Annotated in this window: 26 protein-coding genes; 12 read left to right on the plus strand and 14 right to left on the minus strand. The window is 44.2% G+C overall.

The genetic code is table 11. The features are described from left to right. Nucleotides 1-9: 9 nt before the first annotated feature. Entirely contained in the window at nucleotides 10-456 is a 447-nt protein-coding gene (locus tag FTU72_RS00285; RefSeq protein WP_180002160.1) for a GNAT family N-acetyltransferase, read from the minus strand. 392 nt (nucleotides 457-848) lie between these two features. Between FTU72_RS00285 and FTU72_RS00290 the strand changes: the two genes are divergently transcribed. Next, on the plus strand, nucleotides 849-1,334 hold the full coding sequence (locus FTU72_RS00290) for a hypothetical protein (RefSeq protein WP_180052338.1): 486 nt from the start codon (nucleotides 849-851) through the stop codon (nucleotides 1,332-1,334). A 34-nt stretch (nucleotides 1,335-1,368) separates the two neighbouring features. On the opposite strand, the gene FTU72_RS00295 is transcribed toward FTU72_RS00290, so the two are convergent. Beyond that, the gene (locus FTU72_RS00295; protein ID WP_180052315.1) at nucleotides 1,369-2,250 is read right to left on the minus strand and encodes an alpha/beta fold hydrolase; all 882 of its coding nucleotides are present in this window, start codon (nucleotides 2,248-2,250) and stop codon (nucleotides 1,369-1,371) included. A 157-nt stretch (nucleotides 2,251-2,407) separates the two neighbouring features. Between FTU72_RS00295 and FTU72_RS00300 the strand changes: the two genes are divergently transcribed. Both FTU72_RS00300 and FTU72_RS00305 read left to right on the plus strand, forming a co-directional pair. Further along, nucleotides 2,408-2,680 (plus strand): hypothetical protein, encoded by a 273-nt coding sequence (locus FTU72_RS00300; protein ID WP_004784921.1) that lies wholly within the window; start codon nucleotides 2,408-2,410, stop codon nucleotides 2,678-2,680. A gap of 138 nt (nucleotides 2,681-2,818) precedes the next feature. Further along, a complete protein-coding gene (locus tag FTU72_RS00305) occupies nucleotides 2,819-3,316 on the plus strand; it encodes a DUF2505 family protein (protein WP_005236909.1) in 498 nt (165 codons plus the stop codon). Nucleotides 3,317-3,369: 53 nt separating this feature from the next. Here FTU72_RS00305 and FTU72_RS00310 read toward each other — a convergent pair whose 3' ends face one another. After that, nucleotides 3,370-4,647, minus strand: coding sequence for an MFS transporter (locus FTU72_RS00310; RefSeq protein WP_179992624.1), 1,278 nt, complete (start codon nucleotides 4,645-4,647; stop codon nucleotides 3,370-3,372). A 317-nt stretch (nucleotides 4,648-4,964) separates the two neighbouring features. Here FTU72_RS00310 and def point away from each other — a divergent pair, with 317 nt between their 5' ends. After that, nucleotides 4,965-5,453: a peptide deformylase gene (def, locus tag FTU72_RS00315; RefSeq protein ID WP_180052314.1), complete on the plus strand. Its 489-nt coding sequence runs from the start codon at nucleotides 4,965-4,967 to the stop codon at nucleotides 5,451-5,453. On the opposite strand, the gene FTU72_RS00320 is transcribed toward def, so the two are convergent. The 9 genes from FTU72_RS00320 to sdsA form a co-directional block, all read right to left on the minus strand. After that, the gene (locus FTU72_RS00320; RefSeq protein ID WP_180052313.1) at nucleotides 5,454-5,891 is read right to left on the minus strand and encodes a YbjQ family protein; all 438 of its coding nucleotides are present in this window, start codon (nucleotides 5,889-5,891) and stop codon (nucleotides 5,454-5,456) included. Between the two features lie 3 nt (nucleotides 5,892-5,894). Next, complete coding sequence (locus tag FTU72_RS00325; RefSeq protein ID WP_103799673.1) at nucleotides 5,895-6,251, minus strand: YbjQ family protein; 357 nt, start codon at nucleotides 6,249-6,251, stop codon at nucleotides 5,895-5,897. Between the two features lie 57 nt (nucleotides 6,252-6,308). Beyond that, on the minus strand, nucleotides 6,309-7,106 hold the full coding sequence (locus FTU72_RS00330; protein ID WP_159123400.1) for an RsiV family protein: 798 nt from the start codon (nucleotides 7,104-7,106) through the stop codon (nucleotides 6,309-6,311). A 148-nt stretch (nucleotides 7,107-7,254) separates the two neighbouring features. Continuing rightward, nucleotides 7,255-8,709: a multidrug efflux RND transporter AdeIJK outer membrane channel subunit AdeK gene (gene adeK / locus FTU72_RS00335; RefSeq protein ID WP_180052312.1), complete on the minus strand. Its 1,455-nt coding sequence runs from the start codon at nucleotides 8,707-8,709 to the stop codon at nucleotides 7,255-7,257. Between the two features lie 5 nt (nucleotides 8,710-8,714). Further along, complete coding sequence (locus FTU72_RS00340; RefSeq protein ID WP_159123402.1) at nucleotides 8,715-11,885, minus strand: efflux RND transporter permease subunit; 3,171 nt, start codon at nucleotides 11,883-11,885, stop codon at nucleotides 8,715-8,717. A gap of 13 nt (nucleotides 11,886-11,898) precedes the next feature. Beyond that, a complete protein-coding gene (locus tag FTU72_RS00345) occupies nucleotides 11,899-13,170 on the minus strand; it encodes an efflux RND transporter periplasmic adaptor subunit (RefSeq protein WP_166137622.1) in 1,272 nt (423 codons plus the stop codon). 35 nt (nucleotides 13,171-13,205) lie between these two features. Continuing rightward, a complete protein-coding gene (locus FTU72_RS00350; RefSeq protein WP_180052311.1) occupies nucleotides 13,206-13,808 on the minus strand; it encodes a phosphatase PAP2 family protein in 603 nt (200 codons plus the stop codon). Between the two features lie 159 nt (nucleotides 13,809-13,967). After that, the gene (locus FTU72_RS00355) at nucleotides 13,968-16,010 is read right to left on the minus strand and encodes a site-specific recombinase (RefSeq protein ID WP_180052310.1); all 2,043 of its coding nucleotides are present in this window, start codon (nucleotides 16,008-16,010) and stop codon (nucleotides 13,968-13,970) included. A 15-nt stretch (nucleotides 16,011-16,025) separates the two neighbouring features. Next, complete coding sequence (gene sdsA, locus FTU72_RS00360; RefSeq protein ID WP_004784900.1) at nucleotides 16,026-17,003, minus strand: All-trans-nonaprenyl-diphosphate synthase; 978 nt, start codon at nucleotides 17,001-17,003, stop codon at nucleotides 16,026-16,028. Nucleotides 17,004-17,447: 444 nt separating this feature from the next. Here sdsA and rplU point away from each other — a divergent pair, with 444 nt between their 5' ends. The 8 genes from rplU (at nucleotide 17,448) to FTU72_RS00400 (ending at nucleotide 23,801) form a co-directional block, all read left to right on the plus strand. Beyond that, nucleotides 17,448-17,759, plus strand: a complete 312-nt coding sequence (rplU, locus tag FTU72_RS00365; protein WP_004784898.1) for a 50S ribosomal protein L21 — start codon at nucleotides 17,448-17,450, stop codon at nucleotides 17,757-17,759. A gap of 19 nt (nucleotides 17,760-17,778) precedes the next feature. Next, nucleotides 17,779-18,033 (plus strand): 50S ribosomal protein L27, encoded by a 255-nt coding sequence (gene rpmA / locus FTU72_RS00370; protein WP_004784896.1) that lies wholly within the window; start codon nucleotides 17,779-17,781, stop codon nucleotides 18,031-18,033. A gap of 247 nt (nucleotides 18,034-18,280) precedes the next feature. Then, nucleotides 18,281-18,973, plus strand: a complete 693-nt coding sequence (gene lolA, locus FTU72_RS00375; protein ID WP_004784895.1) for an outer membrane lipoprotein chaperone LolA — start codon at nucleotides 18,281-18,283, stop codon at nucleotides 18,971-18,973. 166 nt (nucleotides 18,974-19,139) lie between these two features. Then, nucleotides 19,140-19,898, plus strand: coding sequence for a DUF3298 domain-containing protein (locus FTU72_RS00380; RefSeq protein ID WP_159123406.1), 759 nt, complete (start codon nucleotides 19,140-19,142; stop codon nucleotides 19,896-19,898). A 100-nt stretch (nucleotides 19,899-19,998) separates the two neighbouring features. Next, complete coding sequence (gene serS / locus FTU72_RS00385; RefSeq protein ID WP_180052309.1) at nucleotides 19,999-21,270, plus strand: serine--tRNA ligase; 1,272 nt, start codon at nucleotides 19,999-20,001, stop codon at nucleotides 21,268-21,270. Between the two features lie 73 nt (nucleotides 21,271-21,343). Further along, nucleotides 21,344-22,717: a siroheme synthase CysG gene (cysG, locus tag FTU72_RS00390; RefSeq protein WP_159123407.1), complete on the plus strand. Its 1,374-nt coding sequence runs from the start codon at nucleotides 21,344-21,346 to the stop codon at nucleotides 22,715-22,717. A gap of 34 nt (nucleotides 22,718-22,751) precedes the next feature. Beyond that, nucleotides 22,752-23,228, plus strand: a complete 477-nt coding sequence (locus FTU72_RS00395; protein ID WP_159123408.1) for a tRNA (cytidine(34)-2'-O)-methyltransferase — start codon at nucleotides 22,752-22,754, stop codon at nucleotides 23,226-23,228. A gap of 183 nt (nucleotides 23,229-23,411) precedes the next feature. Further along, entirely contained in the window at nucleotides 23,412-23,801 is a 390-nt protein-coding gene (locus FTU72_RS00400) for a hypothetical protein (protein ID WP_180052337.1), read from the plus strand. A 69-nt stretch (nucleotides 23,802-23,870) separates the two neighbouring features. Here the strand turns inward: FTU72_RS00400 and FTU72_RS00405 are convergent, their stop codons facing one another. After that, a complete protein-coding gene (locus FTU72_RS00405) occupies nucleotides 23,871-25,259 on the minus strand; it encodes an APC family permease (protein WP_004784881.1) in 1,389 nt (462 codons plus the stop codon). Nucleotides 25,260-25,523: 264 nt separating this feature from the next. Further along, nucleotides 25,524-26,708, minus strand: coding sequence for an iron-containing alcohol dehydrogenase (locus FTU72_RS00410; RefSeq protein WP_180052308.1), 1,185 nt, complete (start codon nucleotides 26,706-26,708; stop codon nucleotides 25,524-25,526). Nucleotide 26,709 lies beyond the last annotated feature (1 nt).

Below are 26,709 nucleotides of genomic sequence, written 5' to 3' on the forward strand. Positions count from 1 at the left end.
GTTTTAATTTTAAAAAGCGTATTTATATAAATGATAATTTTCTTCATTTTCCGATTGAGGATTCGGTGAGAAAAATCCATTTTTTTGATAATAACTTAAAGCTGTTTGAGTCGATTGGACTTTAATTTTATGAATATTTTTACGCACCAAGGATTTGTGCATCTGATCAAAAAGCTGGGTGCCAAATCCGAGTCGCTGGAAACGTGCAGCCACATAGTGCATCAGGATTTCTCCAGTGTCACTGACCAGCAAAAAGCCGACAATCTGATCATTTAAAATATACACCCAGCAGTCGTTATAAAGCATTTCCACAATCAGCTGGGCGTGATTAAACTGCTCCAGCCAGCGCTGGATCACGCTGTCTTCACGTTGATGATCCAAAATACAGGATTGAATACTATCGTGGATGACCTGAATTATTTGAGGTATATCTTGAATCTTCCCTTCACGAATCATAATTTTATTCATTTACTCGACCATAAAGAGGGACCTTTTATTTGAAGGAAAATGCTCAGAAAAACAAATACCAATCGTGTAGCTTTTTGAGTGCATTTGCTAAAGAACCGAGAGTTGATGATCGATTCTGTAGTGATTTGTCTGATTTATTTATCTTGATCAATATTGGCCTTCTGGTTTAATTCTAATTTTTAACAAGATTCTAGATTTTCATTTCAAATTAAATACTGGGAAATAAGACTCAACCGAAGAAAAAATCCGAAAAGATCTAAAAAAAAACCCTCATGTTTGCTGTACAAAAAATAGACTTGTGTTAAGTTGAAAGAAGATCGCCAAATCAAGAATTGGCAGACCGTGATAAAAATAAAATTAACCACACGAGATGATCAATGATTCTTAAATTCCTGATTTTTTCATGTCTAGCCCTAATAATTTATGCGACCTGGTTTATCGGCATGAAAATCTATAAAACCCAGCGTTATGTAAAGAGTAAACGTGTCGAAAAAAAGGACCCGATTTCCAGCAGTACTGAAGAGAGTCAATCTGAGTCTCAGGAAACATTGCATGTGGTCGATGCCTATGAGCTGGAACTGTTTGATGACGTGGCGCAATTATTTTTCCAGCATCAGGTTCAGATTCAGGACCGCAATGAAGCAGAGCAGTTACAGCAGGAACTGCTCCGTAAGATGCCGATGCATACCGGTACACAAATCCGTCAGATGGATTTAGGCGAATGGTCAATTTTCTGGAATTTTTATGACCAGTCACTGGAATATTATGTCGGCCGTTATGGGGTATTTTATGCCCATGTCGACCGTTTCAGCGAGGAACACCGTCAGGAAATCAGAACCGATATTCAACAGGCACGTTATGCTTAAGCAGCTAAATGCTTAAATACTCTAGAGACTGAGATCAAGCTGCATATTTGAGTTGATGCAATTCGCTGAACTTGGCGAGCACTTCATCCCAGAGCTGTTCTGCGCGCTGACGGAAATAACCCATATGTCCCATATGCTTGATTCCATAATCAGCTGCCTGAATATTGATATAATGCAACGGAGCCTGACGATAATGTTGCATAAAAGCCTGTCTGGATTCAGGTAAGGCCCAGGCATCATCAAGCGCGGCTACGGCATAAATAGGTGTTTTTACCGCGGCATAATGGGTATGCAGGTCTTTCAATTCAGGATCGGCAAAGAAATAGGTCGGATTTTTACACCATTTTCGCCACTGACGATAAACATCACGTGGCAAGTCAGCGCCCATATTTAAACGGCTCCATGGCAAATAGCCTGTCACTGCCACCATCGGTGGAAAAACAATATTCCAGATTACCTGAACCTTGATTCTTTCAGTTAAAGGCATATAACCATGCCAGCCAGCACCAGTGCCAAAGCAGTACATTGCTTCAATACGATCATGATATTTGCTTAATCCCAAAGCCTGTCCGCCATAGGAATGGCCAATCATATAAATATCCAGACCGGTTTGGCTGAGATAATCAATCGCAGCGCTGAGATCATATTGTCCCCAGTCCAGATAGGACATCTTAAAATTCTTTAACCGTTTAGGTGCAGAATCAGCCACCCCGCGATAATCAAAAGTCAGTACCTGAAAACCTGCATGTGCTGCATAATCGGCAAAGCGCCGGTAAAAAGCTTGGGGAACACCTGTCGCACAGGCGATGACAATATTGGCTTTGGCATATTCACTGCGGTAAAGCTTGCCGGTTAAGGTATAGCCATCTTCTGCCAGAAACTGCACGGTTTCAACCTGAACTTTTCCTTGTTGCATACTGGATATCCTTATACGTGGATTGAATCAGGGGAGGTGAATCTATATTATTTTTAATCTGATCTAAGCCATGATGTCAAAACTCACGAGTCGTAAATGACATCTATGCTTACCTATATGGCATGTAATCGCCTCATACAAAAGGAAGGGCTGCCTCATGCTGATTGATTTTCATCAGGCACAATTACAGAAATTTATGGCTTTAGCGACTCAGGTTGAAGCTGAACCGGAACACTATTTACAGTTTGATTCCGTTTCTGATTTTTATAAGGCCAGCTGGTTAAAGAAATTTCCTGCGGGTACGGTCTGGTATGCTTCCGGCCTAGATGATGGGGCAGAAGAATTTCATGCGGTCATTGAGTATCGTGAAGTTCAGCTTTTACTCAGCTGTGGACCCTGTATATCTGCAAAAATTGCCTGGAAACATTGACCTCAATGCCAATTTTTCTCAATAAAAAAATAATGACAGCCGATGTAAAATTGACTTAAATAGCTTATCTTCTCTGTCAGATGATTCATTTGACTTAATTTGAGTCCATAACCCCTAATAAAAATAAGGAAAATAGATATGGCCCACCAGTTTACCGTAAATGCAATTATTCGCGGTGTTTCGATTGATGAGTTTAAACGTCTGGCAAATGACATCAGTTTGCATGAAGCGGTTTGTCATCGGATCCCTGCTCAAAATATGGAAATTCTGGTTTCAGAAAAGCAGGGACACCTGTATACCCTGAAACGTGCCTACAATCTGGATGTCAAAATCCCAGATATTGCCAAAAAACTGCTAAAAGATGCATTTCGCTTGCAACGTACCGATGTCAGCAATTTAGAAGAAATGACTTCTGTTGTGGAACTAGGTGCCAATCTGCCAATTGAAGCCAAATGTCAGCGTGCCGTTACAGGTGATGAACAGCAGATCCAGTTCCAGTTAAACTGGACGGTGAATGTGAAAGTGCCTTTGGTCGGTGGCATGCTGGAAAAACATGCCGAAGGTGAAATCCGTAAATTCAGTGAGATCGAGATCAGCATCGTGGAAGATGAGCTACGCAAGAATCTGAAGGCTTAAGCTCGTATTTTTACGCTTAGGAAAAGAGCCTTTGAGTCAGGCTCTTTTTTATTTTAGGCTGTTTTTTCAAATTTGCTGCGGTAAAGCAGGGCAGTGAATAGGGTCACTAGACACACAGTCCAGATATAGTACAGGGCACCAATATTGCTATATAGGCTCAACCATTGTACCAGTGGCAAGGTGATTCCACCTGCAATCGCATAGGCCAGATTATAGGAAAATGAAATTCCGCTGAAACGGATTTGTGCCGGGAACATTTTCACCATGCTATAGGACACCATGCCCACGGTTCCTGAGCTTAGACCGAGCAACATGTAAAGCATGAACACCGTTGACGCTTCAACATGACCCAGACTGTGATAAAAAATCCCGGCCATTGCCGCGACAAAAATAGAGCCAAGCAAAATCACTTTACCTGCACCGAAACGGTCAGCCAGCACACCCGCAATAATGCAACCGAGCATTTGCATCAGGATCGCAGCACTTTGCATTTTGAATGCATCAGCACGTTCGAAGCCAAAACTGGCCACCAGCAGATTCGGCATCGCCAGAATTAACACTACTACACAGCCGGTCAGGAACCAGGTAAATAACATCCCAATGCCTACAGCAGTTTTGTGGCTTAATAGTACCTGTTTGACTGGTAATTCTTTCGCCAGTTCTTTTTTCGCCTGCATGGCTTTAAAGACTGGAGTTTCTTTCAAATAACTGCGCAGGTACAGTGCCACAAAACCGAAAATCCCACCCAGAATGAAAGGAACGCGCCAAGCCCAGTCTTTGATTTCCGCTTCAGTGAACTGAAGTGAAATAAATAGCGACATTAGGGCACCAAGTAGAATCCCGAGCGATAGGCCGGCAGTCAGCAAACCATTGGCAATCCCAATTCGGCGTTCTGGCACATGCTCTGACACAAAGGTCCAGGCAGCCGGAATTTCACCGCCAATCGCAATACCTTGAATAACACGCATCAATAGCAGCAGTAATGGTGCAGCATAACCAATACTTTCAAAGGTTGGCATGATCCCGATCATGAGGGTCGGTAGCGCCATCAGCAAGATGGATAGACTGAATAGACGTTTACGACCGATCAGATCCCCAAAATGTGCCATCACCACACCACCTAGTGGGCGGAAGAAATAGCCTGCGGCAAAGATGCCATAGGTATTCAGCATGGCCCAAAATGGACTCAGGGTACTTGGAAAGAACAGTTCGGAAATTAGTTTGGCGTAGAACACATAAATGACAAAATCATAGAATTCCAGTGCGCCACCTAGGGACGATAGTCCGAGGGTGCGTTTATCAGCACGGCTCAGATAGGGTTGTGCATTCATGTGGTCGTTCCATTATTTAATATCCATGACTTGAATGCTGATTTTAAAGAAGGGTTATTTTCTTGAATAATCAATCTTTCTTTGTTTAATCTAAACTAAAAGTTATTAAAATTTGAACGAACGAAATTATTTGGAATATTTTGATTAATTATTTTCCTGTTAAGTGAAGTTTTTAAGGCAACCATAAGCTGGATTTCGACATACTACTTAAAACACAGCTTATCTTTTTTAGACGTATTTATTCATTTTAGTATGATGTTCATTCTGTAATTTTCCCTCTAAGATAGAGTTAAATGAAAAAAATACAGGATAGCGCGATGACAAATACCTTGGCGGTGGCACAGCAAGGTGAGGCCATTTTAACCTTAATTGCCAGTCCGGTCACACAAGCTGAATTTGACAATGACTGGTTGCGGCAATTTAATAGTGCCTTGATGGAAACCATGCAGCAACGTCAGGGTGTGGGCATTGCAGCACCGCAGGTTTATGTCTCTAAACGCATTATTATTGTCGCATCACGGCCCAATTTACGTTATCCAGACGCGCCGTATATGGAAGCTGTGACCATGATCAATCCGGAGATTATCAGTGCTTCAGCTACGCAAGTATTGGGTGAGGAAGGCTGTTTAAGTGTGCCCGAACAAAGAGGGAGAGTAGCTCGAGCAGAAGAGATTCAGGTACGTTATTTTACCTTAGAGGGAAATGAAATGGTTCAAGTGTTCAAAGGCTTTCCGGCACGAATTGTACAGCACGAAATTGATCACTTGAATGGAATTCTATTTGTAGAGAAGCTTGCAGAAGCATAATTACTTGGCTTGAATTGCGGTGCCATAAGCGAAGACTTCAACCATACCACCTTGCATGCCAAGTTCAGTCGTACTGAGACGGATTCCCATAATCTGGTCAGCACCCATTTTTTCTGCTTCCAGTTTTAATCGTACTATAGCTTCACGTCGTGCCCGTTCAACGACACTCTCATAACTGGTCAAACGGCCACCTAACATGTTTTGCACATTAGCAATCGCATATTTAAAGTAATCATGTGAAATCACCACATTGCTGCTGATCATATGGCCGGGGAATGTAGATTCGATGAAACGGCTATTATTGACCCGGATATAAGCCAAACGTTGTTCCTGTTCATCCAGATATTGCAGATGCTTGCGCTCGTTATAGCGACCAAAACCGAAACCCACGCTGAACAGAATGGCGAAAATGACAATCTGTATAATCAATCCGTCCATGCATTAGTTCGCCTGTGGAAATGGATCAGGCAGTTTAGGCATGACCGGATCAACGATGACTGCTGTGCCATAAACAAACAGTTCAGAAGCACCTTGGGCAATATTTGAGGTAGAAAAACGGATACCTACAATCGCATTGGCACCCATACTGCGAGCTTTTTCAATCATTCGGTTCATGGCTTCCTGACGGGATTCTTCCAGTAATTCGGTATAAGCGGTCAACTCGCCACCGACAATATTTTTCAGGCCGGCCAGCAAATCACGTCCAACATGCTTACTGCGCACAGTACTGCCATAGACCACATCGATTTGCTGGCGAATGGTATGTCCCGGTACAGATTCCAGATTGCTGAGTAACATTCATATCCCTAAATTAGAAAAAATACTTTGATTATTATTACACTTAAAATAGATAGTTTAGTCATTATAAATTTCTTCAGATGACTCAGGCAGCTGGGGTAAATACTTTGTTTGGATCACCCCTTGAGCTGACCAATAGGGAAGTTCAAGTTCAGTAATACCTTCTGCATAAGAAGCCAATTCATACAATGGATAGACAAATACAATTCCATTGGCATTGAAATAGAAATTATCACTTACTTCAAATGCATTTTGCTCAATATGATGTTGTTCAAGCCACTCACGATTATGTTCGTAAAGTTCAGTTTTGAGTTTTTCTTTGCTTGCAGGTGCCAAAATATCATTCAGGCTTAAACGCTGCTTGGTATTGAGATCAAAAATAACGTAGTCACTATGATGCATACCATGTGCAGCGCCTGCTGGGTAATATTCGGAAAAGTATGTAAAGTTTGCGATATTGTAATGCTGACCGATATAACGTACAGCAGTGGTACTGTAGTTGGTTGATGGCATTTCAGGATCAAGAGTGACCTCTACAGCAGGTGATTTGTCGAAAGCTTCAGCATGGTCTTTTTGTAAACGCTCCAAAAAATATTGGTTTAACCAATTTACATTCGTTTTCACTGTTTGCAGATGATATTTAGTGCAACTGGCAAACTCATCCTCACTGGCTGGATGGCATACTTCATTTTTACTGAGCTGTACACGTTCAGTTTTAGCCTTAATCAACGGTAAGCTTTCTTTTTCAGCGACGGTTTCCGCTGTTGGTTCAGGTTTTGAATCTACTGTATTTTTTTGTTGGCATGCGGTTAAGAAAATTGAACTTACCAAGGCAGATAACAATATTTTTTTCATCGATTTACATTTTATAAAGTGTTAAGTCTGATCCAATTGAGTATACAGATTTCTTGATTCAATAAAATATATCGGCTATTGGACCAACGTATAAAAAAGCCCACCGAAGTGAGCTTTTCTGAAAAAGAGATTAAGCTTATTTTGCCTGTTAGGCACGACGCTGTTCGGTCACAGACGGGCGATACGGTACGGTGTCTGAAGTGTTAACTTTCAAACCACCACCAAGACTCTTGTACAGCTCAACCTGGCTGTTCAGATTCGCCTGTTCAAGTAATAACAAACCTTGTTCTGCTGCATATGAAGCACGTTGTGCATCCAGTACAGTCAGATAGCTGTCAATACCGGCACGGAAACGTGCTAGAGACAGGCGGTAAGTCGTGTTAGTCGCATCAACCAGACGGCGTTGAGCAGCAATACGGTCACCAATATTCTGACGTACCGCCAGGGCATCATTCACTTCACGGAATGCAGTCTGAATGGATTTTTCATAATCTGACAGCGCAATTTGCTGATCTGTTTCAGAAATACGAATATTGGCCTGACGTGTACCCCAATCGAAAATTGGAATATCCAGACTTGGGCCTATAGACCACGCAAAACTGCCAGATTTGAACAGATCACCCAGATCCGCAGATGCAAAACCTGCAGAACCCGTCAGGCTGATGGTTGGGTACAGACGCGCACGGGCAGCACCAATATTGGCACCTGCCGCAGACAGACGATATTCAGCTGCACGTACATCCGGACGGTTAATCAGCAGATCACTTGGTAAACCTGCACCTAGTGCCGCATTAGAGGTAATGCGGGTAACACGTTGTGCCGGTAACAGGTTGGCCGGTACAGGTTGACCTACAAGCAGATTTAGCAGGTTTTGTGCCTGAGCCACCTGGGTGCGATAGTTGGCAACATCATTACGCGCAGTTTCAACAGAAATTTGCGCCTGACGTACTGGAAGTTCGCTATCGATCCCCACATCAAAACGTTTCTTGTTCAGGTTGTAAGATTCAAGCTGGGCTTTCAGCGTTTGCTCAGCCAGCGCCAGATTGGCATTGGCAAATGAGTAACTCAGCCATGCTTGGGCCACCTGACCGATCAGAGAAATCTGAGTCGCATCACGCGCACTTTGAGTCGCCAGATAAGTATCTAAAGCATTGTCACGCAAGCTACGCACACGACCCCAGAAATCTAGCTCAAATGCAGTTACGCCTAGACCGACATTATAAGTCGTCACAGCGCCACGGCTTTGCGGGTTGTTACTGCCAGTATCCTGACGTAACACGCTGCCGCTCGCACCAATGGTTGGCAGACGGTCATTTTCAGAAATCTGATAAGCCTGTTGGGCACGCTGAATGTTTAATGCGGCAGTACGCAAATCACGGTTATTGGTCAATGCCAAGTCCAGTACCTGTAACAGGCGCTGGTCAGCAAAGAATTCTTTATAACCCTGTTCTGCTACAGAAGTACCTGAAGCATTGGTATAACTGCTTGGGATATTCGCCTCTGCAACGGGCTCTGGGCCACGCATGCTTTGACATGCAGTCAAAGCAAGCGCGAGGGCAGATACCGCAATGCTACGACCTGTAATAGACCATATATTTTGCATTACGACTAGTACTCCTGATTTTGTTGTTTTGGTTTGTATTTAAAGATACTTCGAATCCACACGTAGAATACAGGAATAAAGAAGATACCTAAAAGCGTCGAACTGATTACACCACCGAGGACACCGTAACCGACAGAGTGCTGGCTACCCGCACCGGCACCTGAAGCAAGTGCTAGTGGAAGTACACCAAAACCGAAGGCAAGGGTGGTCATGATAATTGGACGTAAACGCATTTTTGCCGCATGCAAGGTTGCATCAAACAACTCTTCGCCCTGTTCCTGCAGCTCTTTGGCGAATTCCACAATCAAGATTGCGTTTTTCGCAGAAAGACCAATTACGGCAATAATCGCTACCTGGAAGTAGATGTTATTCGACAGGTTCGGGTCTTTAAACAGAATCATACCGCCAAAGGTCAATAACAATGCACCCACAATACCTAGCGGTACAACCAGAAGAACCGAGAATGGAATTGACCAGCTTTCATACAATGCAGCCAGACACAGGAACACGATCAACAGTGAAAGCGCGTACAAGAATGGTGCTTGTGCGCCAGACTCACGTTCTTCCAGAGACAGACCAGTCCATTCATAGTCGAAACCTTGCATGCCCATTTCAGGAAGCTTGGCAATGATTTCTTCCATTGCGCGCATTGCATCACCTGAGCTCACACCCGGTGCTGGTGTACCCTGAATGTTCATCGCAGATACGCCGTTATAGCGTTCCAGACGAGGCGAACCATAGGTCCATTCGCCGGTTGCGAATGCCGAGAACGGAACCATTTCGCCACGGTTGTTACGAACATACCACTGGTTCAGGTCTTCCGGCATCATACGAGAGCTGGCTTCACCCTGAACGTACACTTTTTTCACACGACCACGGTCAAGGAAGTCGTTAATGTACGAACCACCCCACGCCATGCTCATGGTGCTGTTAATTTCAGAAATGCTGACACCTAAAGCACCGGCTTGTGCATGATCGACAATCACACGGTACTGCGGGTTATCTTCCTGACCATTTGGACGAACACCTGCAAGACGTTTGTCTTGTGCAGCCAGACCCAGAACAGTATTACGCGCTGCTAAAAGTTGCTCATGGCTTTGACCACTTGCTGCTTTTAACTGCATGTTAAAGCCGGCAGACACACCCAGTTCAGGCATCGCTGGCAATTGTAATGGCATGATGTAAGACGCATCTTTCACAATCATGTTCAGTGCCATACCACGCTGGATAATTGCACCGACCTGTGATTCTGGTGTGGTACGTTCAGACCAGTCTTTCAGTTTGATAAATGCCAGACCAGCGTTTTGACCTACACCTGTGAATGAGAAACCAGCCACACTGAAGACAGATTGGACATGATCTTTTTCATTTTCCAGGAAGTAGCCTGTCATGGTATTGATGACTTTATCGGTACGTTCCAAGGTTGCATTTGGTGGCAACTGTACCAGCGTCATCACGACACCTTGGTCCTCATCAGGTAAGAATGAAGAAGGCAGTTTCTGGAAGATCAGCACAATAATCCCGATCACCACCGCATAGATGATACCGGAGAAAATCTTGTGGTGGGTCATACGATTGACACCGCCCTGATATTTCACAGAAACACGGTCAAAGCTATGGTTAAACCAGCGGAAGAAACGCGCAGCCGGGTTGTTGCTTTGCGGCTTGTTCGGATCATGCTGTTTCAGAATGGTCGCACACAGGGCAGGGGTAAAGGTTAAGGCCACCACCAGAGACAGAACCATTGCTGTGACCAGCGTGATTGAGAACTGGCGATAGATAACCCCTGTAGAACCACCAAAGAATGCCATTGGTACGAATACTGCAGACAGTACAGAGGTAATACCGATCAGCGCACCAGAGATCTGTTTCATCGACTTTGCAGTCGCGCTCACAGGATCAAGATGCTCTTCAGCCATGACACGTTCAACGTTTTCGACCACAACGATCGCATCATCGACCAGCAGACCAATCGCAAGAACCATCGCAAACATGGTCAAGGTGTTGATCGAGAAGCCGAAGATATTAATGATTGCAAAAGTACCTAATACAACCACTGGAACGGCCATGGTTGGAATAATCGTTGCACGCCAGTTCTGCAAGAACAGGAACATCACGATGAAGACCAGAATGACCGCTTCGATTAGGGTATGAACCACCGATTCAATCGATAACTGAATAAATGGTGTGGTATCAAATGCCAGGGTATCTACCATCCCTTGAGGATAGTTCGGACGTAACTGTTTTAAACGCTCTTCAACTGCTTCAGCGGTATCCAGCGCATTGGCACCGGTTGCAAGTTTAATCGCAACACCGCCAGCCGGTTTACCGTTGAATTTAGAATCAAACTGGTAGTTGTCTGCACCAAGTTCTACACGTGCGACATCGCCCAGACGGACTTGTGCACCTGAAGTAGTATTTTTCAGGAAGATGTTTTCGAACTGTTCAGGTGTTTGCAGCAGACTTTGCGCATTCACCGTCGCATTCAGTACCTGCCCTTCAATCTGTGGCGCACCACCTAATTGACCGACAGCCACCTGAGCGTTCTGGGTACGGATTGCCTGAGCCACATCACTTGGAGTCACTTGCAGGCTGGCCATTTTGGCAGGATCCAGCCAGATACGCATTGCATAAGAACCACCAAAGACCTGAACTTCACCAACCCCGGCCACACGGCTTAAAGGTTCAGAAATGTTTGAGTTCACATAGTCTTTAATGTCATCTGCAGTCAGGCTGCCATCAGGAGAATAGAAGGCTAATACCTGAAGGAAGCTGGCACCAGATTTGGTAACACGTACACCCTGACGTTGTACATCATCAGGTAAAAGTGCAGTCGCAGACTGTAACTTGTTTTGTACCTGTACCTGTGCGATATCAGGATCGACACCTTGTTCAAAGTTTAAGGCGATGGATGCCTGACCGTTACCGGCACTGTTTGAAGAAATATAACGCAAGCCATCCAGACCGTTCATCTGCTGCTCGATGATCTGTGTTACTGTATTTTCTACAGTCGCTGCAGATGCACCCGGATAAGTCGCAGAAATGGTGACTGTCGGTGGCGCGATCGTCGGATATTGAGCAATTGGCATTTTGCTGATGGTCAAAATACCCGCCAGCATAATTACCAATGCAATCACCCATGCAAAAATCGGGCGATGGATAAAGAATTGAGCCATGAACCATTACTCCTTATGCATTTGCAGCAGGTTTTTGTTCAGGTTGTTTCTTTGCATCATCTGCCTTTTTTGCATCTGCTGCAGGTTGCTGTGCAGCTGGTTGAGCAGCACCTTGTGGGGCAGCCGCTTGAGGTTGATAAGGTTTAGGCACCACTTGCTGTTCAGGTTTTACCTTAGCAATACCGTCAACAATCACTTTATCACCCGGATTCAAACCTTCGGTTACGATCCAGTTGCTGCCTTGAGTCCCGACTGTCGTTACTGGACGTGGAGTCACTTTATTATCAGCACCCACCAGCATCGCCATAGCCTGACCCGTAGGTGTACGGGTTAACGCTGCTTGTGGAATCAGGAAGGCATTTGGAATTTCGCCTTGTACGATTTGCGCTGTGGCAAACATACCTGGCAGAAGTAAATGGTTTTTGTTCGGGAATACTGCACGTAAAGTCACAGTACCTGTTTCAGGGTTCACGCTGGCATCCGAGAATGCAAGACGGCCTTCGACAGGGTAGATGCTGCCATCTTCAAGCTTTAACTTCACTTTGGTGTTGTTTGAGCTGTTGAGGTTGCCTTTGCTTAGCTGTTGACGCAGGCGCAGCAGTTCAGCACTGGATTGGTTGATATCTACATAGATTGGATCTAGGCGCTGAATCGTAACCAGTGGTTCTGTCTGATTTGCAGTCACTAACGCACCCGCCGTAATCGAAGAACGGTTAGTTTGACCAGAAATCGGTGCACGTACGGTTGAATAGCCCAGGTTGATTTCAGCATTACGTAAAGTTGCACGGTTGGCATTCAAATCAGCTTCAGCCAGTTTGACCTGTGCTGCGATGTCATCGTATTCCTGTTTAGAAATGGCATTGGTACCGACCAGTTGACGGTAACGGCCTTCTTTAACACGCAATACACCTAGATTCGCTTCAGCACGGGCAATCGCAGCACGAGCATTATCGACAGTAGTGCGATTAGTGCTTGAATCGATTTCATACAGTGCCTGACCTTCACGGACATAGCTACCTTCAGTGAATAAGCGTTTAAGCACCACACCACTGGCCTGTGGACGTACTTCAGAAATCTCAAATGCTGTTGTACGACCTGAGAGCTCTACAGACTGCTCGACACTTTGTGGCTGTGCAACAAGAATACCGACTTCAGTCGGTGGCATTTGCTGCTGAGCACCAGCTTGCTGGCCCTCTTTAGGATCTTTGCTACAACCAACAAGTGCAAGACTTGTTGCTAATGCGCAAGCAGTCAGGGCGGGTGCCCAAAGCTTTGCAGACATCATTGTTCCACCTCAATTGGATTCTTATCTAAATTTTTTTATTTGTGAGCCGTGCAATATCTGATCCAGACCATATACCACAACGAAATCCAAATAAAACTTATACTCCAGCCGGATATGACATCTGAAGGAAAATGTACGCCTAGGTAAACTCTTGAAATACCCATAATCAGCATCCATGCACCTGCACCCATCCAGATGATGGTATGTCGGGGATGTTGCCGATATATGAATATTGCCAGACAGCCGAGACAGGCTGCATAGACGCTATGGGCACTCGGGAAGGAGCTTCCATAGCTTTCAACCAGATGAAAAGACTCTGCTGGTCGAGGTCGGGCAATACTGAATTTTAAAAGCCAGCCTAGGAGAATTCCTCCGATAATTCCGATACATATAAAAATTACGCTTGCATACTTTTTATACCACAGTAGAAAAATACACCATAGTGTGGATAAAAATAATACAAATGGCATGCCACCTATCACTGATAAGGACTGATTAATTTGATTTAAAAATTCTGTGCGATAGCCGCTAATCCATTCTATTGCAAACACATCTAACTGGCTTAAAGTTGCAATATCAAGAAATAACACACTGAAAATTAAAAATAAAATTCCGACAATAAGTAACAAGTAATGCATGCCAAAAATCCTTGTCCTTTTAACCGTTATTCAACCGGTTAACTGTCTGCGCTAAAGTGTACTTGCCAGTACACTTTTTTTCAAGAGTGCGTATTTTATGCAAATTCCATTTTTTATTTATGGGATTTTGTACCTAAATGCCCAAATATTCTCGCAATTTTACAGTTTTGTGGATGTATGATTTTCGTCAATTTCAATGGTTTGCTTCGGCGGCCAGAAAAACTCACTTGGGCGAGTCAGGAAATGGGTCATGACCAGTTTGGCGAGCGGTTTCCACTGTTCGAAACGCACCCGTCGTGCGCGTAATGCCACAATAATGGTCAGGCTGAAACTTACAAAAAGGTTAGTCAGACCAATCAGCAGAACACCCAGGAAAGAGATGATAATGAGTCCAATATCTGGACCATTAATATTGATCAGTCCTTGGATAAAGTTGGCAGAGGCAAAGGCAATATGACGAATATCTAAAGGCAAGCCAAGAATGAAACCGATGGTACCCATACTGCCCAGCATAACCCCAAAAATAAAATTACCCGCCAGTGCACCCAGATTACGTTCAATATAATCGGCAAATCGATGTAAACGTTCTTGTCCCATCAGTTGCGACAGGCGCACATGAGCTCTCAGACGAGGACCAACCTTCCGATACACTGCCATATTATCGAAATAACCGGCTAATAGGCCTGACAGGAACAAACATACTCCAGCCACTGCTGCATGAGGAATCGCCAAAGAAGTAAATGGATTCAGGTCATATAAGGTTTTGGCTGCTTTGGCATGTGTCATTAATGGCTCATGTAGGGCAAATTCCCACATCAGGGCAATCAGTGCTGCAACCGGAATTGCGATGGAAATATTCCCAAGAATTGCGACAAACTGGGTCCGAATGATATTCACAATCAGTGCAGCCAGTTCAGCAATCTGGGCGGTTTTCGAACCCTTACGCTGTTGTACGGTAGAAGCGAGTGCAGCTGCAGTCATCGCCGGCTGTTTGGTTGCAACGGTGAAGTGCAGCACATGAATGAGCATAAAACCGAGCGAATAGTTCATGCTATAGCTAAAGGCCTGCATTAAAGGTGCCATCGTGACACGCGCCATTAAGACTTTCAGCGAAGCCATAAAGGCAATGATGACACCGGCACCGGCTGCCGATTTGTACATGGCCAGAAAGCCTTGCTTGTCGGTACTTACATAATGTTCACCGGTTTTACTGGCATTTTCAGTCACCTGTAAAGCCAGGAGTTCACTATTGGTAGTCAGTAAGGCACGCACACTGCGTTCACTATAAATTGCTTCGGTAATATCGGCGATAAACAGGCCAATGGATTGATAACGCAGGTCATCATCATCCAGCACCATATTCAGCAGGATTTCAATCCGTTCCAGACACTGTTCCAGTAAGGCCAGCATATAGGTCAGGCTGACACTGACCCCAATCCGTTTGGTAGAGCGGCGAATTTTGGCGACAACATCGTGACACTGCTCCAGCATGACCAGAGCTTGGGAAGCATCTGGCGGCGTAATCGCATCCACCAGTTCTACCGTGTTATAGCGTTTTTTATATTCCTGGATAAATTCAATGATCTCACGGTTTTGCACCAGAAAAGGTGATTCATATTCCATGAGCTCAGGCTGAGCATTAATAAATTCAGGATGCAGACCGATCCCACTCACCCGGTAGGACAGAATCGTTAGTGCTTTAATGATCTGATCTTTGATTCGGGTTTTTTCTACCTGATTAGAATGACCCTGATTTACAACAGCAAAAAGTCGCTGCCAGTCTGCTTCATCAAAATAATCCAGCCAGTATTTATCGGTACGCAAATAGAAAATTTTGCGGAACAATTCCTGAAGTTGTAGATGATCTGGAATCACCGGTAGGATATGCGCCCCGATCCGCTGATTCAGCTGATTCCAGAAACCATCCAGAGAAAGAATTCCGGTATCGGAAAACAGGCTGGCTTGTTTATAACGATTGATAACTCTTAAAGTGAAACTTTGTAAGGTTAAGACTGCATTGGGAGTGAGCAGTAAGGCCCGGATAAATACATTAAATTTTGTTTCGATTTCTTCTGTATTTCTGCTGTCTTCTGGGCGTATACGTTCTACAAGTTGGATGAGCAAATTCTCATCCAGCACCGCCTGTGGTTGTTCAAGCTGGTGCTGCATGCTTTGAAAAATATCAAGAAAATTAATATGCATAGGCGAGGTAAGCGGCTATTGAATCCGGTGAAGAGCCAGTTTGGCCAGATTAACGAGGGCCTGACGATACTCTGAATCGGGTAGTGCATTCAAGGCTTGAATTGCAATTTCTGTTTCTTCAGTTGCACGCTGGCGACAATAATCCAAGGCGCCAGAATCATTTACGATCTTGATGACTTCTGCCAAATGATCTGTTCCGCCCGTTGCAATACTGCGACGAATAATTTCATGTGATTCACCTGTAGTATTCTTCATGGCAGCAATCAATGGCAGGGTCGGTTTGCCTTCCATCAGGTCATCACCGATGTTTTTACCTAGGGTTTCAGCATCAGATGTATAGTCCAGAATGTCATCAATAATCTGGAAAGCATTACCGAAGTGACCGGCGAATTTACGTAACGGTTCACGGAACTCAGTCTTGTCGGAAAGAATAGCGGCACCTTCGGTCGCCAGTTCAAACAGGCGAGAAGTCTTGCCATGAATAATGCTCAAATAGGTTTCTTCTGAGGTTTCTGGCTGATGTTGCGATTGCAGTTGCAGAACTTCGCCTTCGGCAATTTCGCAGGTACCCGTAGAGAAGTCTTTGAGCAGGGTCATATTGTTAAGGTCGACCAACAAATCAAAGGCACGCGAAATTAGGAAATCACCCACTAGCACAGCTGTCTGATTGTTCCAGGTGGCATTAGCGGTTGGACGGCCACGGCGTAAGCCTGACTCATCCACAACATCATCATGAACTAGAGTTGCCGTATGCAACATTTCGATAATGGCGGCCAGTTTGCGATGTTGTTCCAGTTCTACGGCACCACAGGCTTTTGCTGCCAACAGGCACATGATTGGGCGCATACGCTTGCCGCCAGCTTCAACCACATGCTTGCTGACCGCCATCACCAGCGCTACTTTTGAGGTAATTCCTTCGTTAATGAATGTGTCCATCGCAGCAAAGTCGTTAGCAACAGGAGCGAGAATATCTTGCTTAAAGTCGATGGCCATGTGAAAGAAAACCTCTAGTTTGGTAAATCGCAGTGGGTAGTTTAACAATTTATAACATGAGTGAAAGCTAAGAAAAGCACAAACTCCACTAAAAATCAGCTTTTTATAGCACTTCTTTGAGTTTAGCCTAAATTTTGACATTTAAAAAATGAACAATATCTTTCCGCTAAAGTTTTTTTCTAAACATTCTCAGGCAGCTGGAAAACTCGGAATTGAGCAGCGTTTTTTGGTCAGTATATCCGGTATTAATCTTTGATTTTGAATGAATAATTTAATGATTTATAGGCTTTGTAATGGAGTTCATGATTATTTCCTTAAAATGGCTTGTTGTTTCTTATAATATCCCTTAAAATCTTTGCCCTTGTATAACCCCCAGTGGCGCGCGTTTTAAGATCGATATATTCCTTTATCGGCACGTCGACACGGGCATGTTTGGAGTACATTATGTACGCAGTAATCCAAAGCGGTGGTAAACAGCACCGTGTAGTTGAGGGTGAAACCCTTAAAGTTGAATTATTGAAAGCTGAAACTGGTTCAACAATTACGTTTGATGACGTACTTATGCTTGTAAACGGTGATAGCATTCAAATCGGTGCTCCAGTTGTAGCTGGCGCTAAAGTAACTGCAGAAGTAGTTAGCCATGGTCGTCACGACAAAATCCGCATCATCAAAATGCGTCGTCGTAAGCACTACCGTAAACAACAAGGTCACCGTCAATGGTTCACTGAGTTGAAAATTACTGGTATCTCAGGCTAATTACTAGGAGTAAATAGACATGGCAACTAAAAAAGCCGGTGGTTCGACTAAGAACGGTCGTGATTCGAATCCTAAGATGTTAGGTGTTAAAGTTTACGGTGGCCAAACTGTAACTGCAGGTAACATCATCGTTCGTCAACGTGGTACTGAATTCCACGCTGGTCAAAACGTAGGTATGGGCCGTGACCATACATTATTTGCTACTGCTGATGGCGTAGTAAAATTCGAAGTGAAAGGTCAATTTGGCCGTCGCTACGTATCTGTTGAAGCATAATTTGCTGAAATAGAAAAAAGACCCACAGTTTCTGTGGGTTTTTTTATGCATGAAGATTTATCGGCTTATAAAGCTGTGACAGCGAATGTAAATATCACTATTGAATCTTCATCATGATGAATAAAAACAGGAATTCTGCATTAATAACAATACAAAACTTCTTATTTTCTATCATCTTAGTTCGAGAAATTGGTTTAATATGAGCCATTAGATAAATAGCAATATGCAAATACAAAAAGGTGAGATTATGAGTATGCTTCGTAAAACTGTATGTGCCATAACAATCGGTACGGCGACACTGGCACCTGTCATGAGCACGACTGTATTTGCCGCAACTGCAGCGACGGAGCAGCAAGCTACTGCGAATCTGGTGAAACAGCTCAGCAATATCCGTAGCTTAACTGCAAATTTTGAACAAACGACTAAAGTCACGAATCCGAAAGCGACCCAGAAAAAAGGCTTGACCGCGCAGCACATGAACCAGACCTTTAAAGGTGTGATGAAAGTGGCACGTCCGGGTAAATTCTACTGGGAAACTTCTAGCCCGTCGAAACAGACTATTGCTACTACAGGTAAAACCGTATGGATCTATGATCCAGACTTGCAGCAAGCAGTGCGTCAGAGTCTAGACGACCAGGTGGCAAATACACCGGCGTTATTATTGTCCGGCAATACCAGCCAGATTATGCAATCTTATCGCGTAACTCAGCCGAATAAAGCTAAAACCTATTACACGCTTTATCCGAAAAATACCGATGGGGTGTTTGAAAGCCTGACTATTAGTTTTGGTGCGAACAAAGCGCCTAGCTTGATGATTTTGCAAGATTCCTTAGGCCAGACTACGAATATTAAATTTAGTAATGTCAAACTGAATACCACGATTCCGGCATCTACGTTTAACTTTACTCCGCCAAAGGGCACAGACATTATTGATCAGTAAGCATCAATACACCCTAAATAAAAAAGCAACCTTCGGGTTGCTTTTTTTTGTTCCTGATCGGGATGGATTTGGAGTCATTACAAGGTTGGCGTATATCTGGAAGTTCGGGCGTTTTAGAATAAACAAAAGTTGAGTCAATGAAATTGCAAAATTTTAGGAGCTCAGGATGAAAATGACTTCATGTAAAATAGGCTGGATCGGTTGTATCTTATGTCTGAATCTTGGGCTATTTGCCTGTCAGCCTCAAACCTCTTCAGTCACTACATCCGCGCAATCAGAAGACACGGGGCAAATTCAGTCCAAAACAATTCCGGTTAAAGATGCTAATCAGGTCGTGTGTGAAATCGAAGGTTGTGTGCGTTTTGATTTGCAGACTGTAGATACCAATATCAGCTGGATTGATCAGTATTTTATGGAGCGGATCCAGCGTACTGAGCCGGTCGCTTTTAGCAAAGTGACCAGTAATAAAATTAAAGCAAAGGATGAGCCGAAATTTATTGATCAGCGTTCCATTCAGGTGAGTTACCTGAATCAGCATGCTCATCTAGCTACTTTTATCTTCAAAACTACTCATCAGCCTGAACGTGCCCAGTCACAATCTCATAGTGAATATGTCAATCTAGATATAAAACAGAAGAAACGTCTAGCTCTTCATCAGGTTGTGCGCGGTAATACAGATGAAAAACTGAAACAGGCTCTATATCAAGCAAATAAAGACTGGCTAGATCGCTATCAAATCACCCAGCAGAAATTAGCATTGAGCGACAATTATTATTTTGACGGTCAGGGCTTGGTACTGGTTTATCCGGCAGGTGAGTTGAGTAAGCCAATCAGTGACATGGCAGAATTAAAAGTACCTTATACAGCATTAAGCGAGATCATCCGGCCTGAATATTTATCGCTTTTGCCTCAAACAAGCCTTTAAATATTGCGCTAATAAACTCCAGCCGGTAGGTCAGTCACTGTATTTTTTGACGTTAAGAGCTTACACTATAGCCAGTTTTTTTCTTATCCAAAGATTGGCTATGATCGACCCGAAATTACTTAGAAATAATATTGAGGCTGTAAATTTAGCCTTGGCAAAACGTGGTGTTCAACTGAATGTTGAGGAGTGGGCATCATTAGAAGCTCGACGTAAAGAGATTCAATCCAAAACTGAATCCTTGCAAGCTGAGCGTAATGCCGGTGCCAAGCAAGTGGGTCAGATCAAAAAAGCAGGTGGCGATGCCTCTGAAATTATGGCACGCATGTCTGCGATTGGTGATGAAATTAAGGCTGCTGAAGCTGCTCTGGCTGAACTGCAAGCTGAACTAGAAGAAAAATCACTGTCTATTCCAAACCTTCCAGATGAATCTGTACCTGAAGGTAAAGATGAAAATGACAACGTGGAAGTCCTGAAATGGGGTACACCACGCGAATTTGATTTTGAAATCAAAGACCATACTGACCTGGGCGAAATGATGGGCGGTCTGGAATTTGAAACTGCGACCAAACTGACCGGTTCACGTTTTAGTGTTCTGAAAGGTCCTTTAGCGCGTCTACAACGTGCCATCACTCAGTTCATGCTGGATACGCATACCACTAAAAATGGCTATACCGAAGCGTATGTTCCTTATTTGGTGAATGCAGACTCTCTACGCGGTACTGGTCAGTTACCGAAATTTGAAGAAGACCTGTTCAAGTTGCAAGGCGAGAAAGAATTCTATTTAATTCCAACGGCTGAAGTACCTGTAACTAACTTCGTGCGTGATGAAATCATCGATGCCGACCGTCTGCCACTGAAATATGCAGCACATACTCCATGTTTCCGTAGTGAAGCCGGTTCTTATGGCCGTGATACCCGTGGTCTGATCCGTCAGCACCAGTTCGACAAAGTTGAGATGGTTCAGATCGTGAAACCTGAAGACTCTATGCAGGCACTGGAAGAGTTGACTGGTCATGCAGAAGGTATTTTGCAGGCATTAGGTCTGCCATACCGTAAAATCATTCTGTGTGGCGGTGATATGGGCTTTGGTGCATGCAAAACCTATGACCTTGAAGTCTGGGTGCCAAGTCAAAATACGTATCGTGAAATTTCATCTTGCTCAAATATGTGGGACTTTCAGGCACGCCGTATGAAAGCGCGTTACCGTGCTGACCAGAAAAAAACTGAATTCGTGCATACGTTGAATGGTTCAGGCTTGGCTGTAGGTCGTACTTTACTGGCGGTCATGGAAAACTATCAACGTGCTGATGGTTCAATTGAGATCCCTGAAGTACTGCGTCCGTATATGGGTGGTGCAACTTACATCAACTAAATGTCGGTGTATGCACCAAAATGTGCATGAAAATTGCTTAGACAGTCAGATTTAAAACTTTTTGAGGCATTTTGTGGATATCTTTCCAATCTCGTTAAAGTTGCAACAGCAACCTTGTCTGATTGTCGGTGGTGGACATATTGCATACCGTAAAGCGGTATTGCTACAGAAAGCAGGGGCAGTCATTTCGGTGGTTGCACCTGAGATCGAAGCGAGTCTGCTTGAGATTGTTCAAGCGACCGCCGGTCAATATGTTCAGGCACCTTTCAATTCTGAAATTCCTCTACGTTCCTACCGTCTGGTGATTGCAGCGACCAATGATGCTGGAGTCAACCGTCAGGTGTTTGAAGACTGTGAAGCTGAAAATGTGCTGGTCAACAGTGTTGATGATCCACCACATTGCCGTTTCATGGTTCCAGCAATTATCGACCGTTCACCACTGATTATTTCAGTAGCCAGTAACGGTACTTCACCGGTATTGTCTCGTCAGATCCGCACTCAGCTCGAAGCTACCATTCCGCATGGTATGGGTAAACTGGCTGAGTTCTCTGGTAAATGGCGTAGTGCAGTTAAAGCCAAGATCACTAATCCCGATGAACGCCGTATCTTCTGGGAAGATTTATATGCCAGCCCTTTGAAAGAACAGGTATTTAATGACAATCTGGCTGAAGCTGACCGTCTGATTGAACAAGCCTTAAATGAATGGCAAAAGCCAAAAGGTGAAGTTTATCTGGTCGGTGCTGGACCGGGTGATCCAGAGTTATTGACGCTAAAAGCCTTACGTTTGATGCAACAAGCCGATGTGGTGATCTATGACCGTTTGGTCTCTGCACCAATTATGGATCTCTGTCGCCGTGATGCAGAGAAGATCTATGTCGGTAAGGCGCGGTCTAATCATGCAGTGCCACAAGAAGGAATTAATGCCTTACTGGTGAAATATGCCAGCGAAGGCAAGCGCGTTTGTCGTCTAAAAGGCGGTGATCCGTTTATCTTTGGTCGTGGCGGTGAAGAGATTGAAGAGCTGTTTGCTGCTGGCGTGGCCTTTCAGGTCGTGCCTGGCATTACTGCAGCTTCAGGCTGTTCAGCTTATGCTGGTATTCCGCTCACTCATCGTGATTATGCGCAAAGTGTGCGCTTCCTGACAGGTCATTTAAAAGAAGGTTCACCAGAGCTGCCTTGGAATGAACTGGTCTATGAAAACCAGACCTTAGTACTGTATATGGGACTGGTTGGACTGGAAAAAATCTGTGCCCAATTGATTGAGCATGGTCAGCGTCCAGATATGCCAGTAGCCCTAGTCTCAAAAGGCACCACACCAGAGCAAAAAGTCGTGGTGGGAACGCTCCAAGATATTGCATCGAAAGTGAATGAGCACCATATTCAGGCACCAACCTTGACCATTATTGGTGAAGTGGTGCGTTTACGTGAAAAATTGAAGTGGTCCTAAACGGCCATTGGACTCCCAAAAGTAGAGAAAAGCTGTGATCCATGTTGTTTTATATGAACCTGAAATTCCTGCCAATACAGGTAATATTATTCGCCTATGCGCAAATACGGGAGCACAGTTACATTTGGTCAAGCCACTTGGCTTTGAACTGGATGATAAAAAACTAAGACGTGCCGGTCTCGATTATCATGAATATGCCAATATGCAGATTTGGGAAAATATTGATGACTGTCTGGCCGATCTGGCTACTAAGGGCGTAGGTGTAGATGCAGTTTATCCGCTGACCACCAAAGGTTTTGAAACCCCGCATACCTCAGATCTAAATCGTTCTGTAGCCTTGTTGATGGGACCAGAAACTCGTGGCTTGCCAGAGCATGTACGTATGATGTTCCCGAAAGAGCATTGGATTCGTCTGCCAATGGCAGAGAATTCACGTAGCTTGAACTTGTCTAATGCGACTGCTGTGATTGTCTATGAAGCATGGCGTCAGCAGGGTTTTAAACCGCTTTAAGTTTATCGTACCAATTTAAAAAGCTGCCTAAGGGCAGCTTTTTTATTTTATGTAACAGATGTGGGTACATATTAGGTCTTTCAGGTAATCTTGTAGATAAGCTCTTGAGAATGTAGAAAAAAGGAACAAGATGTGAAAAAAGGATGGTTTTTAGCAGGCTGTAGTACGTTGTTGCTGGCCAGCATGATGACACAGGCTCAAGAAGCGCCACAGCAATTAGTATCATTACAAGATACAGTTCAGCCCATTACTCAGGAAGAAATCCGCCAAGGGCTGGCAGCGATGCAACAGCGCTTGAATAGCCGCATTGAGCAGTGGGGTAAAACCCTTAGCCGTGATGATTTCGAGTGGACTTGGCGTGGACGTCAGATGAAACCTGCCAAACGTCAGGAAGTTTGCGATATTTTTCAGGGCGTGGTGAATGAAATGTATCAAATGGCAGTGAAAAACAAGGCTCGGCTCAGTCCGGAAGATCAGAAACTATTATCCAATCGTGATCAGTGTATTGAAAAATTGGGCTTTCAAAATAACCGGGTAAATACCCAGATGGGCTTCGATTGTCGTCTGCAATAAGCTCAGTCTATTATCCAAGAAAATAAAAAAGGCGCATAAAGCGCCTTTTTTAGGTATGAACAATATCGATTATTCAAACTCGTTATGTTGTGGAGCAGGGTGCTTAAAGCCCTTGGTTTTATAACCCAGGTACAAAATACCGAACATCGCCCACCATAAACCGTATTTCAGTGCAGTTTCTTCAATTTCCAGCCACATCGCAAAGATGCTGATAAAACCAAGCATCGGGATGACCACAAAGCTGAAAATATCTTTTGCAGTTTTAGTACGACCATCACGCAGTGCATAACGGGAAATCACTGACAGGTTCACGAATGTAAACGCAGTCAAGGCACCGAAGCTAATCATTGAAATCACGATATCCAGATCCATGAAGCCAGCAGTTAAGGCCACTGCACCTACAATCAGAATGTTGTAGTTTGGTGTATAGCTTTTCGGACTGATATGACCAAAGATTTTCTTGTTGATCACGCCATCACGGCCCATGACATACATCAGACGAGATACACCTGCATGAGCAGAGATACCAGACGCCATTACGGTAATGATCGCAAAAGTCAGAACATAAGACTGAAACAGTGAGCCGCCTACAAGAAGCAGAATTTCTGGCTGAGTTTCAGCAATATTCTTGAAGTAAGAACCCGGTGTAGAAGGGAAGTACAGCTGCATGAAATAAGTGCTGATAATGAAAATCACACCAGCGATTAAAGCAGTCAAGAAAATCGCTTTAGGCAAGGTGTTTTCAGTATCTTTGGTTTCTTCTGCCAGAGAGCTTAAAGAGTCAAAACCGGTGAATGAGAAGCACAGTAAGGTCGCACCAGTAATCAGGGCGCCTACCGAAGTCAGTTCATTCCAGAACGGTTCAAGACTCCAAAGCTGGTAACGCTGTTCAGCTGTAATCGGACCATCAGCATTGAAACCGGCCTGCAGTTTGGTAAAGACCATCCAGGTAAAGATACCGATCACCAGTAACTGTACCAGTACGATCAAACTGTTAAAGTTTGCCACGAAGCGTGCACCGCGCAGGTTTACCCCGGTCATGAAGGCAGTCAGCACGATTACCCAGACCCAGTGGTTCACATCAGGAAACAGTGCTTCAAGATAGATCACTGCCAGGATGATGTTCACCATTGGTGATAACAGATAATCCAGCCAGGAAGACCAGCCCACCATGAAGCCAATATTCGGGTGAATCGATTTTTGGGCATAGGTATAGGCCGAACCCGAAGAAGGGTAGCGGCGAATCATGTGACCATAGCTGATCGATGTAAACAAAATTGCAATTAGGGCAATGATGTAAGAAGTAGGAACATGCAAATGACTTTCTTCAGATACCAAACCAAAAGTATCAAATAAGGTCATTGGTTGAATGTAAGCTAAACCAATAATAATGATGTGCCAGAGCCCTAGCGTTTTTTGCAGTTTAGCTGCCGATTGAGTCCCAGAGAAATTTGTCAACGGCGTTATCCTCTTAATCGTTGATCAAGGATCAGTCATATTTAATAAGGATCGTTTGAGACGAACGATCCCCCCTACAATTTTCTATAAAAGCGCGCCAATCTACTTTAAAATTACGGCTTTTACTAGCTATTTTTTGAATTTAGGCCTGCACGAAATGTGCCATTCGAAGCAAAAAACGGCGATTTCCTGCAAGATAAAAGCCCGATGTCTAAAAAAACATCAGGCTTAAATTTTTCGCTATATTGGCTTATTTTTCAGTAATTACCAAGCCTTTTTTAAGATAGATTTCAAATCTTCCAAACTGGCTTCTTTTGGGTTGTAAATGATGGAACCATCATTTAATGCTTTTTCAGCAACTTCATCCAGCTGTGCTTCAGAAATCTTACCTGTTTCACTTAATGTGCGCGGTAATTTGGTCAAGCTATAGATTCGATCACGCATGGTTAAAATTGTAGCAATGGTCTTGTCTGCACGTAAGTGTGCTGGTGTTTGTGCATAGATGTCTGCACCCGCCAATGGCAGCAGCAGCTCGGCAATCTTGTCGCCATTCACTTCCTTGTTGTATTCCAGTACATAAGGCAGGAACAGATTCATACATAGGCCATGCGGCAAATGCGCGACTGCACCTAGAGCATGTCCAAGGGAGTGCACCAGACCCACCATTGAATTGGAGAAGGCAATTCCGGCCATGGTAGAGGCCTGAGCCAGCTCCAGACGACCTTGGGCATCAGTTGGGTTGTCGAGTACGTTAAACAGGTTGGCACTGACCTTTTTCACGGCAGCTGTGGCATAGGCATCTGAAATTGGATTGGCTGCCATACAGGTGTAGGCTTCTACAGCATGTGTCATCGCATCCATGGCTGTCATGGCAGTCAGATGCGGTGGCAGGGTCTGAGTCATACGTGGATCCAGAATCGCTGCATGCGGCATCAGATAATAAGATGCAAATGGCATTTTCACATTCTTTTCGGTATCCGATACCACAGCAACCATGGTCACTTCAGAACCAGTACCAGAAGTCGTAGGAATTACGAAAAATGGCTTCAGCGGTTTAGGCAGGTTATGCGCACCAGAATATTTGAGTAAGTCGTCACCACCTTCAGAGACCAAAATATTGGTCGCTTTTGAGGTATCAATCACTGAACCGCCGCCAACAGCAATAATGGCATCGCAATCATGATCACGATAAAGCTGTGCTGCGCTGCGCACTGTAGCTAAACTGGAATCTGGCGGGACATCATCGAAAATCGCTGCAATTTTGGCATCGGTCGATTCAAAAGCAGCTTCAATCGGCGCCAGCAGGTTATTGGCACGTACACCTTTATCGGTAATGATCAGTGGACGTTTGGCACCTAAAGTGGCCAATTCAAAAGGAATGTGTTCTAACGCGGCATGACCAGCAATTACTTTGACTGGGCAGAAAAATTCATAATAAGGTTTTGCCATG

The organism is Acinetobacter sp. YH12137 (assembly GCF_013418535.1).
Taxonomy (GTDB): Bacteria; Pseudomonadota; Gammaproteobacteria; order Pseudomonadales; family Moraxellaceae; genus Acinetobacter.